At 64.2% G+C, this 18,340-nt stretch carries 11 protein-coding genes, 6 pseudogenes and 1 other annotated feature; of the genes and pseudogenes, 3 read left to right on the top strand and 14 right to left on the bottom strand.

Annotated features, from left to right (window positions below; translation table 11 throughout):
• The 9 genes and pseudogenes from ASE91_RS20805 to ASE91_RS18205 form a co-directional block, all read right to left on the bottom strand.
• Positions 1–328: pseudogene (locus tag ASE91_RS20805) on the bottom strand (DDE-type integrase/transposase/recombinase); the annotation flags it as partial.
• A gap of 1 nt (position 329) precedes the next feature.
• Positions 330–614 (bottom strand): annotated as a pseudogene (locus tag ASE91_RS20800) (IS6 family transposase); the annotation flags it as partial.
• 88 nt (positions 615–702) lie between these two features.
• Positions 703–2,172 (bottom strand): glycoside hydrolase family 32 protein, encoded by a 1,470-nt coding sequence (locus tag ASE91_RS18235; protein ID WP_235530566.1) that lies wholly within the window; start codon positions 2,170–2,172, stop codon positions 703–705.
• 38 nt (positions 2,173–2,210) lie between these two features.
• Positions 2,211–3,320: an ABC transporter ATP-binding protein gene (locus tag ASE91_RS18230; RefSeq protein ID WP_056629003.1), complete on the bottom strand. Its 1,110-nt coding sequence runs from the start codon at positions 3,318–3,320 to the stop codon at positions 2,211–2,213.
• A 13-nt stretch (positions 3,321–3,333) separates the two neighbouring features.
• Positions 3,334–4,224, bottom strand: a complete 891-nt coding sequence (locus ASE91_RS18225) for a carbohydrate ABC transporter permease (RefSeq protein WP_056629001.1) — start codon at positions 4,222–4,224, stop codon at positions 3,334–3,336.
• Positions 4,221–5,285 carry a carbohydrate ABC transporter permease gene (locus ASE91_RS18220; RefSeq protein WP_056628999.1) on the bottom strand — a complete coding sequence of 355 codons (1,065 nt, stop codon included), beginning with the start codon at positions 5,283–5,285 and terminating at the stop codon, positions 4,221–4,223. Before ASE91_RS18220 ends, ASE91_RS18225 begins: the two co-directional genes overlap by 4 nt.
• A complete protein-coding gene (locus tag ASE91_RS18215; protein WP_056628996.1) occupies positions 5,282–6,556 on the bottom strand; it encodes an ABC transporter substrate-binding protein in 1,275 nt (424 codons plus the stop codon). Before ASE91_RS18215 ends, ASE91_RS18220 begins: the two co-directional genes overlap by 4 nt.
• A 2-nt stretch (positions 6,557–6,558) precedes the next feature.
• Complete coding sequence (locus ASE91_RS18210; protein ID WP_056628993.1) at positions 6,559–7,470, bottom strand: ROK family protein; 912 nt, start codon at positions 7,468–7,470, stop codon at positions 6,559–6,561.
• Positions 7,470–10,319, bottom strand: a complete 2,850-nt coding sequence (locus tag ASE91_RS18205; protein WP_156357928.1) for a TonB-dependent receptor — start codon at positions 10,317–10,319, stop codon at positions 7,470–7,472. The genes ASE91_RS18210 and ASE91_RS18205 overlap by 1 nt, the downstream gene beginning before the upstream one ends.
• Positions 10,320–10,356: 37 nt before the next feature.
• On the opposite strand from ASE91_RS18205, the gene ASE91_RS19815 reads away from it, so the two are divergent.
• Complete coding sequence (locus ASE91_RS19815) at positions 10,357–11,535, top strand: LacI family DNA-binding transcriptional regulator (RefSeq protein WP_156357927.1); 1,179 nt, start codon at positions 10,357–10,359, stop codon at positions 11,533–11,535.
• Between the two features lie 16 nt (positions 11,536–11,551).
• Here the strand turns inward: ASE91_RS19815 and ASE91_RS18195 are convergent, their stop codons facing one another.
• The 5 genes and pseudogenes from ASE91_RS18195 to ASE91_RS18175 form a co-directional block, all read right to left on the bottom strand.
• Positions 11,552–13,720, bottom strand: coding sequence for a GH32 C-terminal domain-containing protein (locus ASE91_RS18195; protein WP_162233689.1), 2,169 nt, complete (start codon positions 13,718–13,720; stop codon positions 11,552–11,554).
• Between the two features lie 504 nt (positions 13,721–14,224).
• Positions 14,225–14,947, bottom strand: coding sequence for a hypothetical protein (locus tag ASE91_RS18190; RefSeq protein ID WP_156357926.1), 723 nt, complete (start codon positions 14,945–14,947; stop codon positions 14,225–14,227).
• A pseudogene (locus ASE91_RS18185) lies at positions 14,944–15,246 on the bottom strand (integrase core domain-containing protein); the annotation flags it as partial. The gene ASE91_RS18190 and the pseudogene ASE91_RS18185, both read right to left, overlap by 4 nt.
• A 4-nt stretch (positions 15,247–15,250) precedes the next feature.
• A complete protein-coding gene (locus ASE91_RS18180; protein ID WP_235530564.1) occupies positions 15,251–16,660 on the bottom strand; it encodes an IS30 family transposase in 1,410 nt (469 codons plus the stop codon).
• Positions 16,632–17,638, bottom strand: a pseudogene (locus tag ASE91_RS18175) (IS3 family transposase); the annotation flags it as partial. The gene ASE91_RS18180 and the pseudogene ASE91_RS18175, both read right to left, overlap by 29 nt.
• Positions 17,241–17,357, bottom strand: a sequence feature (AL1L pseudoknot). (Overlaps the previous pseudogene by 117 nt.)
• Positions 17,639–17,691: 53 nt before the next feature.
• Here ASE91_RS18175 and ASE91_RS19060 point away from each other — a divergent pair.
• Both ASE91_RS19060 and ASE91_RS21100 read left to right on the top strand, forming a co-directional pair.
• A pseudogene (locus tag ASE91_RS19060) lies at positions 17,692–18,158 on the top strand (IS5 family transposase); the annotation flags it as partial.
• 25 nt (positions 18,159–18,183) lie between these two features.
• Positions 18,184–18,340 (top strand): annotated as a pseudogene (locus ASE91_RS21100) (IS256-like element ISSpwi2 family transposase); the annotation flags it as partial.

Genomic DNA, 18,340 nt, shown 5'->3' with positions numbered 1-18,340 from the left:
TCAGGTGGCGTTCGAGACTGAAGTGGTTGTGGACATTGGCGTGAACCGACGCGAACTTTTGCAGCGTCTTCATCTGGCGGAAACGCAGCATCGCCCGTTCCCTTCGTCGGAACGGAAGGCGGCTGTTCTCCACCCGGTTGTTGGCCCAGCGGCCGGTCTCCTGCTTCTGGCGACAGCCCAGTTCGTCCATCGCCGCACCGTAGCTGCGCAGCCCGTCGGTGGTGACCGCCTCTGGTGAACCATGACGCCTGAGCGCCTTCTTCATGAAGGCGAGTGCTGCTGCCTTGTCCCGCGTTTTGGTGACGTAGCTCTCCAGCACCTCACCCTCNGTTCAGCTTCACGTACATCTCATCCAGATGCCAGCGCCAGTGACGGAAGCCCCGCATCCGGCTGACCCGCTGCCGCCGGATGTCACCGGCGAACAGCGGACCGAACCGGTTCCACCACAGCCGCACTGTCTCATGGCAGATGTCGATCCCGCGTTCGAACAGCAGGTCCTCCACATTTCGCAACGACAGCGGAAAACGCACGTACATCAGCACTACCAGCCGGATCACCTCGGGCGATGAGTTGAAGTAGCGGAACGGGCTGGCTGGCTTGCGCGGACGGGGCATCGGAGCCCCCTACCCTGTCCTGCTTACCGGAAGGTGCATTTGGTTTGACGGAGCCCGGACGCACGTTGTTGCGACCTTCGCGCTCCCGTCAGCGCGAAAGGAACATCGTCGGTCGGAGCGGTTCGATCTGCTGTCTCGCTACCCACCAACCTTCCGAGACCCCCTCGGCGGCCAGTTCGGGAACGCCATTCGGGAAAATGGTCGCGGTATAGACGCGTTCGCCGCGGTTCAGGAATATCTCCAGCAGCGGCCCGTCGAGCAGGATCTGCACCGCTAGCGTGTCGCCAGCGACGTCGGCGATTGTATGACGGCCGAATTCGGGCGTGTTTACCATCGACGACCGGGCCCGATCGAACTCAACGTGCTGCGCATCCCGATCGAATATCATTCGAACCAGACTGCCGCCGGCGTCCCTGATATCGATGGTCGCGCGTCCCCGCGGGCCGGTCAGGTCGAACGTGCATTGGAACTCACGCATTCCAGACACGAGCCGGATTGGCTGGCCGGTGAGCGACACCGCCTCCGATATGGCAGCCGGTACCGGTACGGCCGGCTCCGCTACGATCGGCATCTGACCGAGCCGCAGGAGACCGTTCTCCGGATACAAGAACAGCCGCCGAGGCAGCGACATTGCGCCGCACCACGGATCGGTCGGATAGAAGCGACCGGATTGATGGTTCGACTGCCACCCGATCCAGATCGGGCCTGGTCGATCGTCGGGCAATTCCGCCCACGTGATAGCAGCATAGAAATCTGGGCCATAGTCGACCAGATCGCCGTTGGCGTTACCTTGTGCCGGATCGACGGCGAACGTGCGGCCATCGAAGGTACCCACGAAATATTGCGCGCCCGATCCGCCATCCAGAAAGCCGGTATCGACGTCGATCTTCAGCACCCATGCGGTGGCCCCGTTCTCCCCCCGGATCGGAACGGGAATTAGGTCGGGACATTCCCATTGGCCGGCGGTCGAGCCGGCGGGGCCGAATGTGCCGGCCAGCGACCAGTCGAGCAGGTTTGTCGAGCGATAGAACTGAACGACATGGTCTTTCGCCAGCGCGACCACCATAATCCATGCCGCGCTGTCCGCATGATAAAAGACTTTGGGATCGCGGAAATCGGCGTGATTCATGTCGATGATCGGATTACCGGCGTAATGGTTGAACGTCCGGCCGCGATCATGACTGTACGCCAAATGCTGCGACTGGATGCTGCGCGCTGCATCATAGGCAGTGTAAAAGGCGAGCAGCGCCGGAGCTTTGCCATCGCCGAGCCCCGAGGTGTTTGCATGATCAACGACGATGCTGCCAGAGAAGATCATCTGGTCAGTTTCGGGAATGGCGACCGGCAATTCCTGCCAATGAGCAAGGTCGGGGCTGACGGCATGGCCCCAGCTCATATGCCCCCATTCCCGCCCTTCGGGATTATATTGATAGAACAGATGATATTCACCCTCGAAATAGACGAGGCCGTTCGGATCGTTGATCCAGTTGCGACGGGGCGTGAAATGCAGCTTCGGTCGAAAGGGTTCGGTGCCGACTGGCGCGGCGGTATCGACCATGGAATTCTGGGTCATCATGTCCGTTTCCAAGAATAATGTCAGCGGCCGGCGGCGGGGATCGTCGTCCCGTCGCCGGCGAAGAGATGGACGTTGGCGGGATCGAACGAGAGGCCGACCGCCTGCCCGTTCGCAATGCCGCGATCGGCAGGGGTGAGCCGGACCGCGATCGGTGCCTCGGCACCCGGCACCTCGACGAAGGCGAAGGTATCCGCCCCCAGTCGCTCCATCATTACGACCGTGCCGGTCTGGATCGCCTGATCCTCGGCGCGACACAGGCAATGTTCCGGGCGGATGCCGATCGTCACCTCGGCACCGCCGATCCGCGTGCCCCGGTGGGCGGGAAACGCCACGGTCCGCGCGCCGTCGGGGCCGAGCGCGACCGTCAGCCCCTGCTCGCCCTGCTCCACGATCGTACCGTGCAGGAACCCCATGGTCGGGGTGCCGATGAACGCCGCGACGAAGCGGTTGGCGGGCCGTTCGTACAGATCGAGCGGGGTACCGATCTGGCGGATATGGCCTCCTTCGAACACGACGATGCGATCGGCCAGCGTCATCGCCTCGACCTGATCGTGAGTGACGTAGACGACGGTATTCTTCAGCCGCTGGTGCAGCTTGCCGATCTCCATCCGCATCTGTCCGCGCAGCGACGCATCAAGGTTCGACAGAGGCTCATCGAACAGGAACACCTTGGGTTTGCGGACGATCGCGCGACCGATCGCCACTCGCTGGCGCTGACCACCCGACAATTCGCTCGGCTTGTGATGGCGAAGCGCGGTCAGTTGCAGGACGCGCAGCGCCTCCTCGACCTGTTCGGCGCGTTCGCGTCTGGGGCGTCGCGCCAGTTTCAGGCCGAAACCGATATTCTGTTCGACCGTCATGTGCGGGTAGAGCGCGTAAGACTGGAACACCATGCCGATGTTGCGGCGCGCAGGGTCCCAGTCGTTGACGACGACGTCGTCGAACCGCAGTTCGCCCGAACTGATTTCCTCGAGGCCGGCGATCATCCGCAGCATCGTCGATTTGCCGCACCCCGACGGGCCGACGAATACGACGAACTCCCCCGGATCGATCGTCAGGCTGACGCCCTTGATGACTTCGTTGTCGCCATAGCTTTTGTGAATTTCGAGCAATTGTACGGAAGCGGGCATCTGCAATCCTTACTCAGCCTTTGACGCCGCTGCCGACGACGCTGCGGACGAACCATCGCTGAAAGATGACGAAGGCGGCGAGGACCGGCATGGTGATGAGCGTGGCATAGGCCATCACCTCGCCCCATGCGGTCTTCCGCGCGCCGAAAAACTGTTCCATGCCGACCATCAGCGGGCGGGCGGCCTCCCCCGGCACGGTGATGAGCGGCCAGAGATACTGGTTCCACATCGCCAGCCCCTGCAGGATCGTCACCGTCGCAAAGACGGGCAACGACGAGGGCACGATGACATGGCGGTACACCTGTAACGGCGTCGCGCCGTCGACATAGGCCGCTTCGTCGAGATCCTTCGGGATATCGCGAAAGAACTGGTAGAACAGGTAGATCGAAAAGGCGTTGGCGATGAACGGTACGATCTGGACATACAGCGTGTCGAGCCACGAACTGGTGATCTGGACCCCGGCCGCACCGATCGAGAGGCCGGGCAAGGAGGCGACCAGCAGCATCAACGGCACGCTGATGACCTCGAACGGCACGACCAGCAGGATGACCAGCAGGGTCAGCACCGCCTGTTTCCCGCGCCATTCGATCCGCGCCAGCGCAAAGGCGGCAAGGCTGTTGACCAGCAGGCCGAGCGACACCGTGATCCCGGTCACCAGCAGCGAATTGAACAGGTAATGGCCGATATTGCCCAGCTCGAACGCACGCGCGTAATTCTGTCCGGTGAGCGGCCCGACCGGCAGCAGCGCGCGGAAGGATTCGAGGTCCGCGAAGATTTGGTCGTTCGTCTTGAACGAGGACGCGATCATGAACAGGAACGGGAACAGGAACACCAGCGCGGTGCAGGCCATCAGCGCATAGAGCGCGAGCCGCAGCGGGATCGATTGTCGTTGCGAAGGCGTCATCGTGCGGCCCTTCCCCGGCGGCGTAGCAGCAGTTGCTGAATCAGGATGAACATCGTGATGAGCACGAAGTAGATCAGCGAGATCGTCGCGCCGTACGACACGTTCTGCTCGCGCACGCCGCGTCGGACGGCTTCGAACATCACGGTCGCGGTCGACCCGCGCGGGCCGCCGCCGGTCATCACGTCGACCTGGGTAAACAGGCCGAGGGCAGCGATCGTGGTCACGATCAGGACGAAGATGATGGTGTTGCGCAATCCGGGCACGGTGATGTGCCGGAACCGCTGCCACGCATTCGCGCCGTCGATCCGCGCGGCATCGTACAGCTCTTGCGAAATGCCCTGCAGCCCGGCCAGCAGGATCAGCATCTGGAAGCCCGCCCCCTGCCATGCCGACATGATGACGACCGCAGGCATCGCCGTGCGCGGATCGCCCAGCCAGTCGATCGGCCGGATCAGTCCGAAGCTCACCAGCGACAGCGCCTGGTTGAACAGGCCCAGATCCTTGTCGAACAGGAAAGACCAGATGACCGAAACGATGACCATCGACATAACGACGGGCGAAAAATAGACCGCGCGGAACAGCGTCTGCCCCTTCAGCCCGGCATTGACCAGCAGCGCCAGCCCCAGCGCCATCGCGCATTGCAGCGGCACGACCAGCAGCGCGAAGACGAAGGTATTGCCGAGCGCGCGCAGGAACGCCGGGTCGCGGGCAAGGACGGTCACACGCCGTTCGCCGAGCGCGAAGGACGTCAGCGGACGATAGCCGCGATAGGCCGGATCGGTGCGGGTGATATCGCGAATGCGGGTATACGCACCGACGCTGCCGCCGTCCCCGGTCGCGACCGGTTCCTGGACCAGCGCCGTGACCGACAGGAGCCGTTCGTAATTGCGCAGTCCGACGAACTGGCTGGGATCGGGCGAGACGAGCCGTTGATCGGTGAAGGTCAGGATCAGCGCCATCAGGAACGGCAGCGCGAGGAACATGCCCAGGCCGACCATCGCCGGCCCACCGAAGATCAGCGCGCTGATCCGCCCGCGCGACTGTCGCGTACCCGCGCTCACGACCGGACCTTGGCGAACCCGGGATTATCGGCGATCGTGTCGTCGATATCATCCACTGCGTCGTCAAGGGCATCGCGCACGTCGCCGCCGTCCATGATGTCGCGCATCGCGGCGGTAAAGGCGTTGGCGATGGTCGGGAATGCCGGGGTCGACGGCCGTTCGACCGCGAAACGCCGGGTCAGGTCGTAGAAGACGCGACTCTCGCCCTCCGGCCCGAACTCCGTGGTCGCAGCCGCACCGGCCTCGGTCACGGGCACCCCGCCGCTCGCATCGGACATCGCCGCGACATTGGCGGGGCGGAGCAGGAACCGGATGAACGCGCCGGCCCCTTCGGGATGGGCGCAGGTGCGACTGATCGCCCACTGCCAGCTGCCCCCGCCGATCTTCACGCCGTGCCCGAAATCGGGCGGCGGCAGGATCAGCAGGTCGTCGCCGGCATAGGTGCGGTAATCGGCCGCCCACCAGTTGCCGGTATAGACCAGCGCCGACCGACCCTTCACGAAGCCGTTCTCGTCGGGTTCCTTGCGGTTCACCAGGCCCTTGGCGAACAACGCCTGAAACCAGCGCCCGAACCGGAGCGCGGCGTCGCCGTTGAGCGTCCCCTGCGCGCTCGTCATCGTACGCCGGTCGATCAGGTCGCTGCCGAAGCTCTGGAGCATCGGACTGAAGGCATAGGTCCACCAGCTCGGCTTGTCGTCGCGCGTGGCGAGATCGAGGGGGTAACGATAGCGCCCGCCTGCCTTCAACCGTTCGAGCAGCGTCTGGAATTCGGCACCGGTCCATGGCCGGTCGAGGGTCGGCACGCGCGCGCCGACGCTTTGCAGGATCGGCCGGGTAGTAAAGATCGCCAGTGCAGCATCGATCTGCCCCAGCGCATAGACCCTGCCCCCGTACCGCCCGACCGCTGCCGGACCGACCTCGGCGATCGTGGTGGCCGGAACATAGGCGTCGAGCGGGCGAAGATGCCCCGCCCACGCATAGCTGGCGACGGTCGGGCTATCGACCGTCATGATGCACGGCATCCGTCCGGCAAGCGAGGCGGCGACGATCGACTGGCTGTAGCCGCCCTGCGGCAGCGACTGGGCCACGACATGCCATTTCGACTGCGCGGCATTGAAGCGCGCGACCAGCGAGGCGGTCGCGGCCTCCTCCTGAAGGCCGACCTGATTGCGCCACAGGATCAGTTCGGTTCGGCCGTCGTGCGGCGCGGTCGCCGAACAGGACGACAGCATCGCAGCGATCATCGTCGATCCGAGCAGGCGATGCCACATCGTCAACGACGCCCCGCCCGATCAGCTAGGCCGCTGGCCATCACCAGTGCGCCGGTCAGCCCCGCAGAAACTTCGCCGGGATGCGGCGGCACGATGAACGTCTCGACGGAAGCGCTGCAGGGATCGAGCGCATACCCCGCCATCATGTCCCGATAGACGCCGTGGACGGCGGCCAGCAGCGACGCGCGCTGCATCACCCCACCGCCGATGACGATACGTTGCGGCCGAATGGTATAGGTCAGGTTGGTGCATAACGCCGCGAAATAATGCGCGGCGAACCGCCATCCGACATGATCGTCGGGCAGATCTTCGGCGGGACGACCCCAGCGCGCCTGCATCGCCGGCCCGCACGCCAGCCCCTCCAGGCAATCCCCATGTGCCGGACAGGTCCCGGCAAAGTCGTCGCCGGGCGCGCGCGGAACACGGATATGGCCGGCTTCGGGATGGCCCGTACCGCTATTGGTCCGTCCGCCCTCGACGATGCCGATACCGATCCCGGTGCCGATGGTGACGTAGCAGACCCGATCGAGCCCCTGCGCCGCGCCGTGCCGCATCTCCGCCAGCGCGGCGCAGTTCACGTCGGTGTCGATCGCGGTCGGTGCCCCGACGATCCCGGCGATCGCCGAACGGATATCGACGCCCGACCAACCCGGCTTGGGCGTCCCTGTCAGACAGCCATAGGTGGCGGACGATTCGACCAGATCGAGCGGACCGAAACTGGCGACCCCGGCCGCTGCAACCGGGCCATGCCGTGCCACTGCCGCCGCGTAGAACCGCGCGATCTCCGCGAAGGTGCCGTCCGGCTCGCCGGTCGCGATGCGGGTCTGTTCCAGCACCTCGCCGCCCGCCGTCGCGAGCGCGCAGAGCATCTTGGTGCCCCCGGCCTCCACGCCGGCGATCGTCGCGCCGCGCATCAGAACCGATAGTTCAGCATGAGGCGCGCGGTCCGGCCGAACAGCGGCCGGGCGACGCCGCGGTTGCTGACGCCATCGGGTGCCTTCAGGTCGAAGAACAGCGGATCACCCTCAGTGAACGACAGCTGGTTGGTCAGGTTGGCGACATGCACCTGCACCGACAGCCGGTCGTTGATGTCGACCAACGCCCCTGCATTGGCGATGTAGTAGGACGGATAGATGGTGACGTTCACGTCCTGCGACGTGGAGAAGCGGGACGATTCATATTCGTAGCTGCCATACAGCTTTACCGGCACGTTCAGCAGCGGCTTCAGGTCCCAGCGCGGCCGCACGAATATTCGCGTCACCGCCTGTCGTGCGACGCGGCGGTTGTCTTGGCTGATCTGCGTCAGTTGATAGCCGTTTCCGACCTGGTTGACGATGGTGAAACCTGACCCGTCGACCTTGGGATTTTGCAGCGTGAGGTTAAGGTCGACGTCGAACCCCGGAATGCCCGGACGCAGCGTCGCCTGTATCTCGGTGCCGTAGTTGGTCGATCCATAGGAATAGGGTTCGTTGATCGTCGGGCACTGGGTGATCGTCGCGGGCGTCGCGGTCGCTCCCCCGGCGGTGCAGCTCGGCGCGGCGATATCCTGATAGACGTTGATGAGCGTGCGCGGCGTGAACTTGTTGTAGAAACCAGCGATCGACATGTCGAACAGCCGCGACTGGAACCGCGCCCCGCCCTCGATCTGGGTGATGCGCTCGACCGGGTCGGCAAGCGGCGCGGTCTGGGCGAAGGCGATGCCGTCGTTCAGGCTGGGCAACCGGAACGAACGCGATCCTAGCGCATAGATCGCAAGGTTGTCGCGCAAAGCATAGTTCGCGCCGATCGTCCATCCGCTGGCGCTGAACCGGTCATTGAAGAATTGCGGCGGCCCCAGCGTCTGGTTGTTGGTATAGGCGCGGTTCCCGCTCGTCGCGCCGCCGGGAAAGAAGCTGGTGCAGCAGTTGCGGTTGCGGAAGCGCACGTTCATCTGCTCGGTCTCCCACCGGAAACCTGCGTCGATTTTGAGCTTGCGGTCGAACGCTTCCCAATGATCGAGGACATAGCCGGCGAAATTCTCGGCATCGCCATCGACCGCATTGCCGTAGAAACCCGGAATGAAGCTGCCGTTCAGCGTCAGCGGCGCGACCTTCGCACCGGCGGCGTTGACCAAATAGATATCGACCAGTTCCGACGGATCGGCCAGCGTCGTGACGATCAGCGACGCCTGAAAATCATAACTGTCCGAATTGGTGCTGTGATAGCCGCCAACCGTCAGGCTGTGGCTGCCGAACAGCTCGAAATCCTTCTGCACCTGAAAATCCTGCGTCGCGCTGCGCAGTTTCGATCGTACGATCCACGGGATCTGGAAGCTCAGGTTGCTGTCGGCGGCGATCGCCTGTCCATCGCGCACGTTGAACGCGCCGAGCCGCGCCCCCGGTCCGGCGATGGTCTGCTGATTGCCATATTGCGCGCGCAGCGCCTCGAAATTGCTGAACCCCGACGCGATCAGCGGCTGACGATACTGCGCATCGAACGCGGCGGCGCCGAGCGGATTGAAATAGGCGGCAAGGACGTTGCGGTTGTAGGGCGACGCGTTGTTCGGTGTCCCCTCCGCCACCTGGAAATTCGCGTCGAAGGCGGGTTGCAGGAAGTCACCGATATAGCGGTTGCTCAGGAACGAGGCGGCAGTGGACGCGTCATTCCCTGCGAACAGCGCGTTGAACCCGCTGGTCCCGTTGACATAGTTCGCCTTCACGTTGACCCGCCAGCCATCGCCGAAATCCTTCGAGAAGGTCGCGGCCAGCGTCGTGAATTGCGGATGGATGCCATCCGCCAGATCGGCACTGGTGACGTTGCCGTCGTTGTTGATTTGCGTGATGTAGCGGTTGCTGCGCGACAGCAGCGTGCCGTCCTGGAAATTGATGCCGATCGGGCGAACCGATCCCGATTTGATCCGGATCGGATCGTCGACCGTGCCGGGCGCGCTGAACCCCGGCACCTGGACGGGGATGTTGTTATAGACCGCCGACCGGTCGTTCAGCACCGTGGCGTACAGGGCGGCGCGGGTGGTGCCGTCGGGACTGTCATAGGTCAGGTTGCCGCGGATCTGACCGCCCTGATCGGCGGTGTAGCCGGTATCCCGCAGGCCCTGCGACGTGCGGTAGAAGCCGCCGATCGCGAAATGCAGGTTCTCGGTGATCGGTCCCGACAGATAGAGGTCGTTGCGGATGAAGCCGTAATCGGCCAGTTCCAGCTTGTAGCCACCCGCGAACCGGTCGCCGCCGGTCTTGGTGATATAGTTCACCACACCGCCCAGACCGTTGGAATACAGCGTACCGCCCGGCCCGCCCTTGATCGCCTCGACCCGGTCGGTCATCAGGTCGGTCGAGAAGAACACGTCGCTGTTGGCGAACGGCACGTCCGAATCCTGAAACACCGGCATCCCGTCGACCAGCTGCGGCGCATAGCGATAGCCGCTGCTCGGCAGGCCGCGCACGGTGATGTTGTTGCTACGCTCGCCCGCCGTGCTGCCCTCGGCGAAGAAGCCGGGTATGTTGTTCAGCAGATCGGCGGTGCTGATCGGCGCGAGGCGCTGGATATCGGCTTGGTTCAACGTATTGATCGTGAAGGTGGCGTCCAGCTCGCGCGTCTTGCGGCTGACGCCGGTGACGACGATGTCGCCCAGTGACGCTTCCTGATCGCCAGCGGGCGGTTCGGCATCCTGTGCGACCGGGGCCGGCTGCGGCGGGACGGCCGCCGATTGCGCCGAAGCCGTGGCAGCGAACGCCAGCGACGACGCCGTCGCCGAAAGCAGAGTCAAGGAACGCGCGATCCGGTTAGCCATATTTCCCCTCCGAATGCCGCTTTTCATGCGGCTCTTTTCGCCGGTTCCCGACGATACACATCGTACAGCACAAAATTGTCGACGTCGTCAATTACAAAATGTCGACGTCGACAATGGGATGGCGGGACATGCCGCATGCGCTACGGTGACGTCGGCGAGGACGAAGGGAAACAGGTTGCAGACCATCAGGGACGTTGCAGCGCGAGCGGGCGTGTCCGACCGTACGGTGTCGCGGGTGGTGAATGGCGAACCCAACATCAGCGGCAAGACACGCGCGCGCGTGATGGAGGCGATCGATGCGCTGAACTACATCCCCAACCTTGCCGCGCGCATGGTGCGGACGAACCGGTCGGGGGTGATCGGCCTCATCACCGACGTGGTGTCGACGACACCGAATTCGGTAGAAATCATTCGAGGGGTGCAGGACCGGGTGTCGCGTGCCAGCCAGAGCCTGCTGATCGCCAATACGTCGGGATCGGACGACGGCGAGGCGAAGATCTGGCGGACGTTTCAGGAACACCGGATCGACGGTGTCCTGTACGCCACGATGTACCATCATGCGACGGCGTTCGACCCGGAGGCGCACCGCATCCCGACGGTGCTGGTCAACTGTTTCGCCGCCGGCCGCGACGACGTCGCCGCCGTCGTCCCCGACGATGTCGAAGGGGGATATCGCGCCGCGCGCCACGCGATCGATCAGGGGCACGAGCGGATCGCCTTCGTGACGCTCAACCCGATCATCCTCGCCGCCGAACTACGCCGGCAGGGGTTCGACCGGGCTCTGGCGGAAGCCGGAATCGCACCGCGTCCCGACTGGATCAGGCCCGGCATTTCCGGCCCGCTGGATGCCGAGGAAACGCGAGCCTTCGCGGTCGCGCACGAACTGCTGTCGGTACCGGCGGCGGATCGCCCGACCATCATCCTTGCTGGCAACGACGAGATCGCGATGCAATGCCTGTTCGCCGCAGCGCAACTCGGCCTGGCGGTGCCTGACCAGGTGGCGGTCGTCGGCTTCGACGATTTCAAGATGATCTCCGAACGCGTGGTCCCGCCGCTGACGACGGTCGCCCTGCCCTATTACGATATCGGCATCCGCGCCGCCGACAAGCTGTTCGCGCTACTGGCGGGCGAGGACGAACAGCCGCTGGTCGAACGGCTGCCCTGCCCGCTGGTCCGACGCCAGTCCGCCTGATTCCGCCGGGACTGGCTTACCGGATCGGGGCGGAGTTCATCCGCCATGCCTTTACCTGTGCCTTTGCCGGGACCAGTGCGGTCACTCCGAACCGGCTCGCATCCGCCAGCGTCGGATAGATGCGGAAGGAAAAGGCCGCCGCATCGTTGATGAACACGTCGACGACCGAATGGTCGATGAACACATGAAACCGGCGCGGTTCCCCGAACGCCTGCACATCATAGCCGCCGCGCAGCAGCTGCGGCCCTTCCTGATCCTTGCCCAGCGTCGATCGCCGCTTGTCGAGAATGAGTTCCCGTGCGGCGGGGTCGTACACGATGCGCGTCACCTCGCGCCCATCGGCCGATTGGGCGATGGTCAGGCCGAAGGGACCGGATCGGGGCGCTTCGTCGAAGGTCGCCTCGATCTCGACCGCGCTGCCGAGGTCGCCAACCCCCACGTCTCCTGCCACAGCCACACCCCTGTCTAGCATCGACCCCGCGTCGCGCAGCGTCGCGAGTCCGGGCAGCGGCGACTGGCCGAGCGTCCGGCCGTCGGACATCAACCGCCACAGGCGCGGCAGGCTGAACGTATGCGCCCATCCGGCGCGAAGCTGCGCCTCGGGCGTCCGGCGTTCGTCGACGATGCCGATCGCGGTGATCCGGCCGTCCTTGTCCTTGTCGATCGTTGGGCTGAGGTGGCCCGGCAGGACGTCGAGCATCCGGGGCTTCGGATCAAGCGGCCGGAACGCCTTGCCGTCCCATGTTCCCACCCAATAGACACCGCGCGTAGCAGGCGTCGCATATTTGCCGACCGCGCCGCCGATCGGGTTGGCAACGAGGATGTACCGGTCGGCCGCGATCTTTTCGAACACCGGCATTTCCCAGATGTCCGATCCGACGTCCATTTTCGCGAACGGGGCGAATGACGGCTGCCGCTTCCAGCAGCCACGGTCGGCAAGATTGTCGCAACGATAATAGGCAAGCCCGCCTGATCCACCAAGCGCCGCGCCGACGATCATGTGCGCCGTCGTCCCTTCGAACCAGACATAGGGATCGCGGAAATCGGCCACCCCGGTCCGGTCGAGCAGCGGGCCGACCTTCTTCCAGCGGATCAGATCGGGATCGTCGCTGATCGCCATCGATATGCCGGGATTGAAGAGGTTGGGACTGTAATTGACGCTGGTGTAGAAGGCGATGCCGAGCCCGCCGGGACCGTTGACGACATCACCGGACCAGATACCCTTCATGTCGAAGCCGAAGCTCGGCGTCTGAAGTTCGGGATAAAGCGCGATCGGCAGATCGGTCCAGTGGACGAGATCGTCGCTCTTCAAATGCCCCCATGTCATCATCGTCTTGAACGGGCCATTGGGCGTCCGCTGATAGAACATGTGCCACGTATCGCCGCGCCGGACGAGCCCGTGCGGTTCGTTGGTCCAGTTCGCCTGCGGCATCGCGTGATAGGACGGCCGTTGCAGGTCGCTGGCGAAGCGCGAGGCGGGAACCCGTAGCGACTCCGCCGCCGACGGCAACGACCCCCGGCGCGCCCGGCCTGCATTGATCGCGACAGCATCGCCGAACACGCGGACCTCGTCATAGGCGGCGTTCAGGCCGTTGATGTTGAAGACGAGCAGCGGTGCCGGTCGCCAGCTATGCGCAATCTGGAAATCAGTCGTCGCCGGGCGGAACGGAGCCGATCGCCCCTTGTCCGTGCGCGCGATCTCCTTGCCATCGAGATACAGCGTGGCCCGTCCGATCCGGGGATCATAGGATGCTGAGACGCGGGTCCAGGCGTACAGCGGAAACACCCCCGGCGCGACGACCTCGACGGTACCGCGGCTCGTCGCAACCTTCAGGCCCCAGCGGCCGAAGGGATCGATATGCAGGTCGAAACCGTGCCCCTTCGACGCCTGTTGCGCGATGGACGCGGTAACCTGTTCGCTCACCGGTTTCTCGTCGCCCGAGGGATAGCTTTCCAGCACCATCCATGTGTCGAACGTGAACCCCCGTTCGGCGGACAGCGTGAGCGGTGCCGACACCCGGCTCGAGAAACCGTCGCTGCGCCACGCCCTGCCGGTGACGCCGGGCACGAAATCCGGTTCGGGAAACTGCGTTTCGAATGTCGCCCCCGTCTCAAGCTGGTCGAACGTCCAGTGAATCGACGGGACGGGTTGCTGTGCAGGCGCCGGTGCGACCCCAAACGCCATCGCCAAACCGGTCGCAAACCAGCGGCCGCCGTCAGTTGGAAACATGGCCTTTGCCTCTCCGGATTTCGTTTTCTGTCGTTTCCCGTTTCTAATCGGGTACCCGTCGGTAGGGGTCAACCAAAAATGTCGACGTCGACATCTTAGGCGCGCGTCCTTTTGGCGGTGCTTTAATTGCTAAACTGAAGGTGGAAAGTTTGTGCCGCCACGCGAGTCACGAGCTACTGGTAGACCCAATATCCGCCATTCCTGGCTCCTATTCGCCTCCCCAAGTCCCGACGTTCATTCAGATGTGCGTGATTGCCCTGCATCGCCGCTGGAACGGCGAAGCCTGGGACTTTTCCGTCGTTCCAGAGCGATAGATCGAACGGCAGCTTCCGTCAGGATCAGATATTCATCGGTTGCCAGACCGACAGCGCAGAATGGCAAAAGGCGTGGCGATTAGACAACGGTGACTTTAAGCGCCCTTTAGAACGAGATATGCCATAGTTTTAGCTAGCCGCACCATCACACCAGCAGCTGGCGAGTGTAAACAGCGAACCTTTCGTTGACCTCATCGAACTCGGCTTCGCGTAGCACTTGCCTCCGCTGCACGCCATAGGATCGGATGTCTACATCGTCCGGCAGGCCCTGCGACGCCTCCTCGACGGCGACAATGACCTGCGCATCGGCCGGCGCCTGCTCGAAGATGAACTTCAGCATCTGCGGCAGGTGCACCGCGTCCTGACCCTGCTGATTGGGGGCGTCGATCACAATGGGAAAGGCCGTAGCGGTCGCATACTGATAGCGGGTCCGCAGAAACGAGTAGTAGTATGCCAGCAGACCACGAGGTCCCTCGCTGCCACGCGCGGCCTGGATACGATGTATGGATTGCGCGCCGTCCTGCTCGAGCGCGACATCGAGGTCGAAGGCATATCTAGCGAGAAGCGCGCGGTAGAATTTCAGAATCTCTCCGCTCCGCTTGGAACTAGTGAGACTGGTCATTGTATCTCGATGCTTGTCAACGCGTTGGCGCGCATCAGCGGCATCGGCCGCCTTCTCACCAAGCGAACTGCGAAGGATCTTAGCAGCTTCGGTCTTGCCCGCGGCGATCACAACATCGTTGAACGACAGGGCCGCTCGCTCGACCGCAAGGATATGCTCAATCCGCCGCAGACTCATCTCAATGTCGTGCAGCTTAGTTTGTTTGAACCGCGCCGGGTTTGCCGGAGGCGCTGGGTTGTGAGTCACGCTGCCATATCGATGTTCTCCGCGGCAGCATAATATAGCTCTTCGGCTTCGGCAGGCGGGATGTTGCCGATGGGTTCGAGCAGCCGGCGATGGTTGAACCAGTCGACCCATTCGAGGGTAGCGTACTCGACGGCTTCGAAGCTGCGCCACGGCCCGCGCCGATGGATCACCTCGGCCTTGTAGAGGCCGTTGATCGTCTCGGCCAAAGCGTTGTCGTAGCTGTCGCCGACGCTGCCGACGGAGGGTTCGATCCCGGCCTCGGCAAGGCGCTCGGTGTACTTGATGGACACGTATTGGGCGGATTCAACCGGTCGTCGCAACGGGCTGTTTGTTGATTGAGGCGAGGCATTGGTCAAGCGCCTCTGCCGGTGTTTTCCAGCCCAGCGTTTTTCGGGGTCTGCCATTGAGGGTCGCGGCAACGGCGGCGAGTGTGTCGGCGCCATGTGCGCTGAGGTCAGTGCCCTTGGGGAAGTACTGGCGCAGGAGCCCGTTGGTGTTCTCGTTGGTGCCGCGCTGCCACGGGCTTTGCGGATCGCAGAAATAGACCTGCACGCCGGCATCGATCTTGAGACGGGCGTGCTGTGCCATCTCTGCGCCCTGATCCCATGTGAGCGAGCGGCGCAGTTCCTCGGGCAAGGTGGTGATGGTGCGCGTGATGGCATCCCGCACCGCGGCGGCACCGTGCCCGGCCAGCGCCGGTCCGTTCTTGATGCGCGGCTTGCCATCGTGACCTTCCATGCGCGGCAAATGCAGCAGCATCGTGAAGCGCGTCGTACGCTCGACCAGCGTGCCGATCGCCGAGCTGCCAAGCCCGAGGATGAGGTCGCCTTCCCAGTGCCCCGGCACCGCCCGGTCATCCGCTTCGGCCGGGCGCTCGCTGATCATGATCTCGGGCAATACGAAACTCTTGCCACGCTGGCCGACCCGCGCCCGCGGCGCGCGTAATGTCCGTCCACTGCGTAGGCATGCGGTGAGCTCACGACGCAGGGCGCCACGTCCTTGCACGAACAGCGCCTGGTAGATGGCTTCGTGGCTGATGCGCATGCTGTCGTCGTCCGGAAAGTCGATGGGCAGACGCCCGGCAATCTGCTCCGGACTCCATGCCGTTGACCAGCGCCGGTTCTGGCGCGGTCCATGTCGTCGTCCTTTCCAGGATGCCACCGGCGGACCATCGACAGGTGTCCCTCCGGGTTTGGCAACGGCACCGCTCAACCGATCCTCCACCCAGCGTCGCAGCGGTTCGTTGGCGGCAAGCCTGGCGACCTTGGGACGGCGTGCTGCCCGCTCGGCATGCCACTGCGCCGTCGTCGCACGATAGTCGAAGCTACCACTGCGGGTTGCGGCATTGCGCCGAATCTCACGCGAGATGGTCGAAGCCGCGCGACCGAGCCGACGCGCGATTTCGCACACGCCATGCCCCTGGACCAGCAGCAATGCGATCTCCTCGCGTTCCGCCAGCGACAGGTATCTGCCCGACAACGGCTTGGCCGATGGCCTGAAAGCCGCAGGTGGCATCCCGCCTGCCTCCCGAAACCAGCGGCTGCCAACCGGTTGTGACGCTCCTGCCTTCACCGCGGCCGCCTCGCTGCTCACCCCGGCAGCTACATACCGCCAGAACAGTTCACGCTCTTCCCGATTGGCGACCGGCGGCCGTCCGGGAGACCGTAATTGCGCTCGGGTGCATCGGCTCGAACGCCGCTTCTTGGTGTCCATCCCACGCCTCCATTTCGAAGCGTTGCGACGACCGGTTGAATCCGCCTTGCGACCCGCGGTCGCTATGGTGGACCAGTCCGCCACGGTGAACCGGCCGGCGGTCGTGAAGCGCCTGCTCGAGCGCATCGAGGACGAAGCTGGCATGCGCCGTCCTGCTGGCCCGCCAGCCGACGATCCGCCTGGCATAGGTGTCTATGACGAAGGCGACGTAGATGAACCCAGCCCAGGTCGCGACGTAGGTGAAGTCCGACACCCATAGCCTGTCCGGCGCCGGCGCCCGGAACTGGCGGTTGACGTGGTCGAGCGGGCACGGCGCAGCTTTGTCGCTGATGGTGGTGCGAACCGGCTTGCCCCGAATCACGCCTGCCAGACCCATCTCGCGCATCAGCCGCTCGACGGTGCAGCGGGCGACCGGAAAGCCTTCCCGCATCATCTGCCGCCAAACTTTGCGCACACCGTAAACCGCGAAGTTCTCGGCGAACACGCGCGCGACTTCAGGCTTAAGCGCCTGATCCCGCTGTGCCCGCGCCGACAGGCGCATCGAATTCTGTCGCTGCGCGACACGTTCGAAATACGTCGATGGGGCGATCGGCAGGACGCGACAGATCGGCTCGACCCCATAGGTTGCGCGATGATCGTCGATAAAGGCGATCATCGCCGAAACGGGCGGTCGAGCTCCGCCTGGGCAAAATATGCGGACGCCTTGCGCAGGATCTCGTTGGCCTGCCGCAGCTCGCGGACTTCGCGCTCCAACGCCTTCATCTTGTCGGCGACCTCGGTCGGCACGCCGGCACGCTTGCCGCTGTCGACCTCGGCCTTCTTCAGCCACTCGTGAAGCGTCTGCGGCACGCAGCCGATCTTCTCGGCGATCGACACCACCGCTGCCCACCGCGACGGGTGATCGCGCTCGTGGTCGAGCACCATCCGCACCGCGCGCTCGCGGACCTCAGGCGCAAACTTGTTCGTCGTCTTGCTCATACAGGCTCCACCTTCTCAGGAGTTGGAGCCTCCGACAAACCCGGGGCGGTTCATGGAAGCGCTGGGGTGAGGCAGGCGTGTTCACGCGCATGATGGAGGGGTTGGCGGCGAAAGGTGCCGAGCCGAAGACGGTCATGATCGACGCGACTTACCTGAAGGCGCACCGCACGGCCTCGAGCCTGCGGGTAAAAAAGGGGATCTTGGCCGCCTGATCGGGCGCACCAAGGGCGGCATGAACACCAAGCTTCACGCCGTCGCCGACGCGAACGGCCGACCTTTGAGCTTCTTCATGACCGCTGGCCAGGTCAGCGACTACACCGGAGCGGCAGCGCTGCTCGACGACATGCCCAAGGCGCAGTGGCTACTTGGCGATCGTGGCTATGACGCCGACTGGTTCAGGGACGCTCTCCAAGCAAAGGGCATCCAGCCATGCATCCCGGGTCGGCGATCACGCAACGAGCCGATCAGGTATGACAAGCGCCGCTACCGGGACTGTCAGGAATTTCGTGTGCGGACGGGCATAACGGGAAAGGAGGAGCCCCGATATGTCTCGACGCAAAGAGCCTGCGATACCGAATGAGCTTCTGGATCAGCTGTTGGCCGGGGGTGACGCTGGCACGGCCCTGGCGCAGGGTGGCTTGCTCGACGCCCTGAAGAAGGCGCTGACCGAGCGCGCGTTGAACGCGGAAATGGATCATCACC

This window comes from Sphingomonas sp. Leaf62 (assembly GCF_001421915.1).
Lineage (GTDB): Bacteria > Pseudomonadota > Alphaproteobacteria > Sphingomonadales > Sphingomonadaceae > Sphingomonas.
The sequence above is the reverse complement of the archived record's forward strand: the minus strand, read 5'-3'. Positions and strand labels throughout refer to the sequence as shown.

What these genes read in the sequence shown, in the direction of transcription:
- ASE91_RS19815 (WP_156357927.1), top strand. Translation starts at nt 10,357, where the DNA reads ATGCCGCTTTTCATGCGGCTCTTTTCGCCGGTTCCCGACGATACACAT.
- ASE91_RS18195 (WP_162233689.1), bottom strand. Translation starts at nt 13,720, where the DNA reads ATGGCGTTTGGGGTCGCACCGGCGCCTGCACAGCAACCCGTCCCGTCG.
- ASE91_RS18235 (WP_235530566.1), bottom strand. Translation starts at nt 2,172, where the DNA reads ATGGTCGATACCGCCGCGCCAGTCGGCACCGAACCCTTTCGACCGAAG.
- ASE91_RS18180 (WP_235530564.1), bottom strand. Translation starts at nt 16,660, where the DNA reads ATGGACACCAAGAAGCGGCGTTCGAGCCGATGCACCCGAGCGCAATTA.
- ASE91_RS18230 (WP_056629003.1), bottom strand. Translation starts at nt 3,320, where the DNA reads ATGCCCGCTTCCGTACAATTGCTCGAAATTCACAAAAGCTATGGCGAC.
- ASE91_RS18210 (WP_056628993.1), bottom strand. Translation starts at nt 7,470, where the DNA reads ATGCGCGGCGCGACGATCGCCGGCGTGGAGGCCGGGGGCACCAAGATG.
- ASE91_RS18225 (WP_056629001.1), bottom strand. Translation starts at nt 4,224, where the DNA reads ATGACGCCTTCGCAACGACAATCGATCCCGCTGCGGCTCGCGCTCTAT.
- ASE91_RS18215 (WP_056628996.1), bottom strand. Translation starts at nt 6,556, where the DNA reads ATGTGGCATCGCCTGCTCGGATCGACGATGATCGCTGCGATGCTGTCG.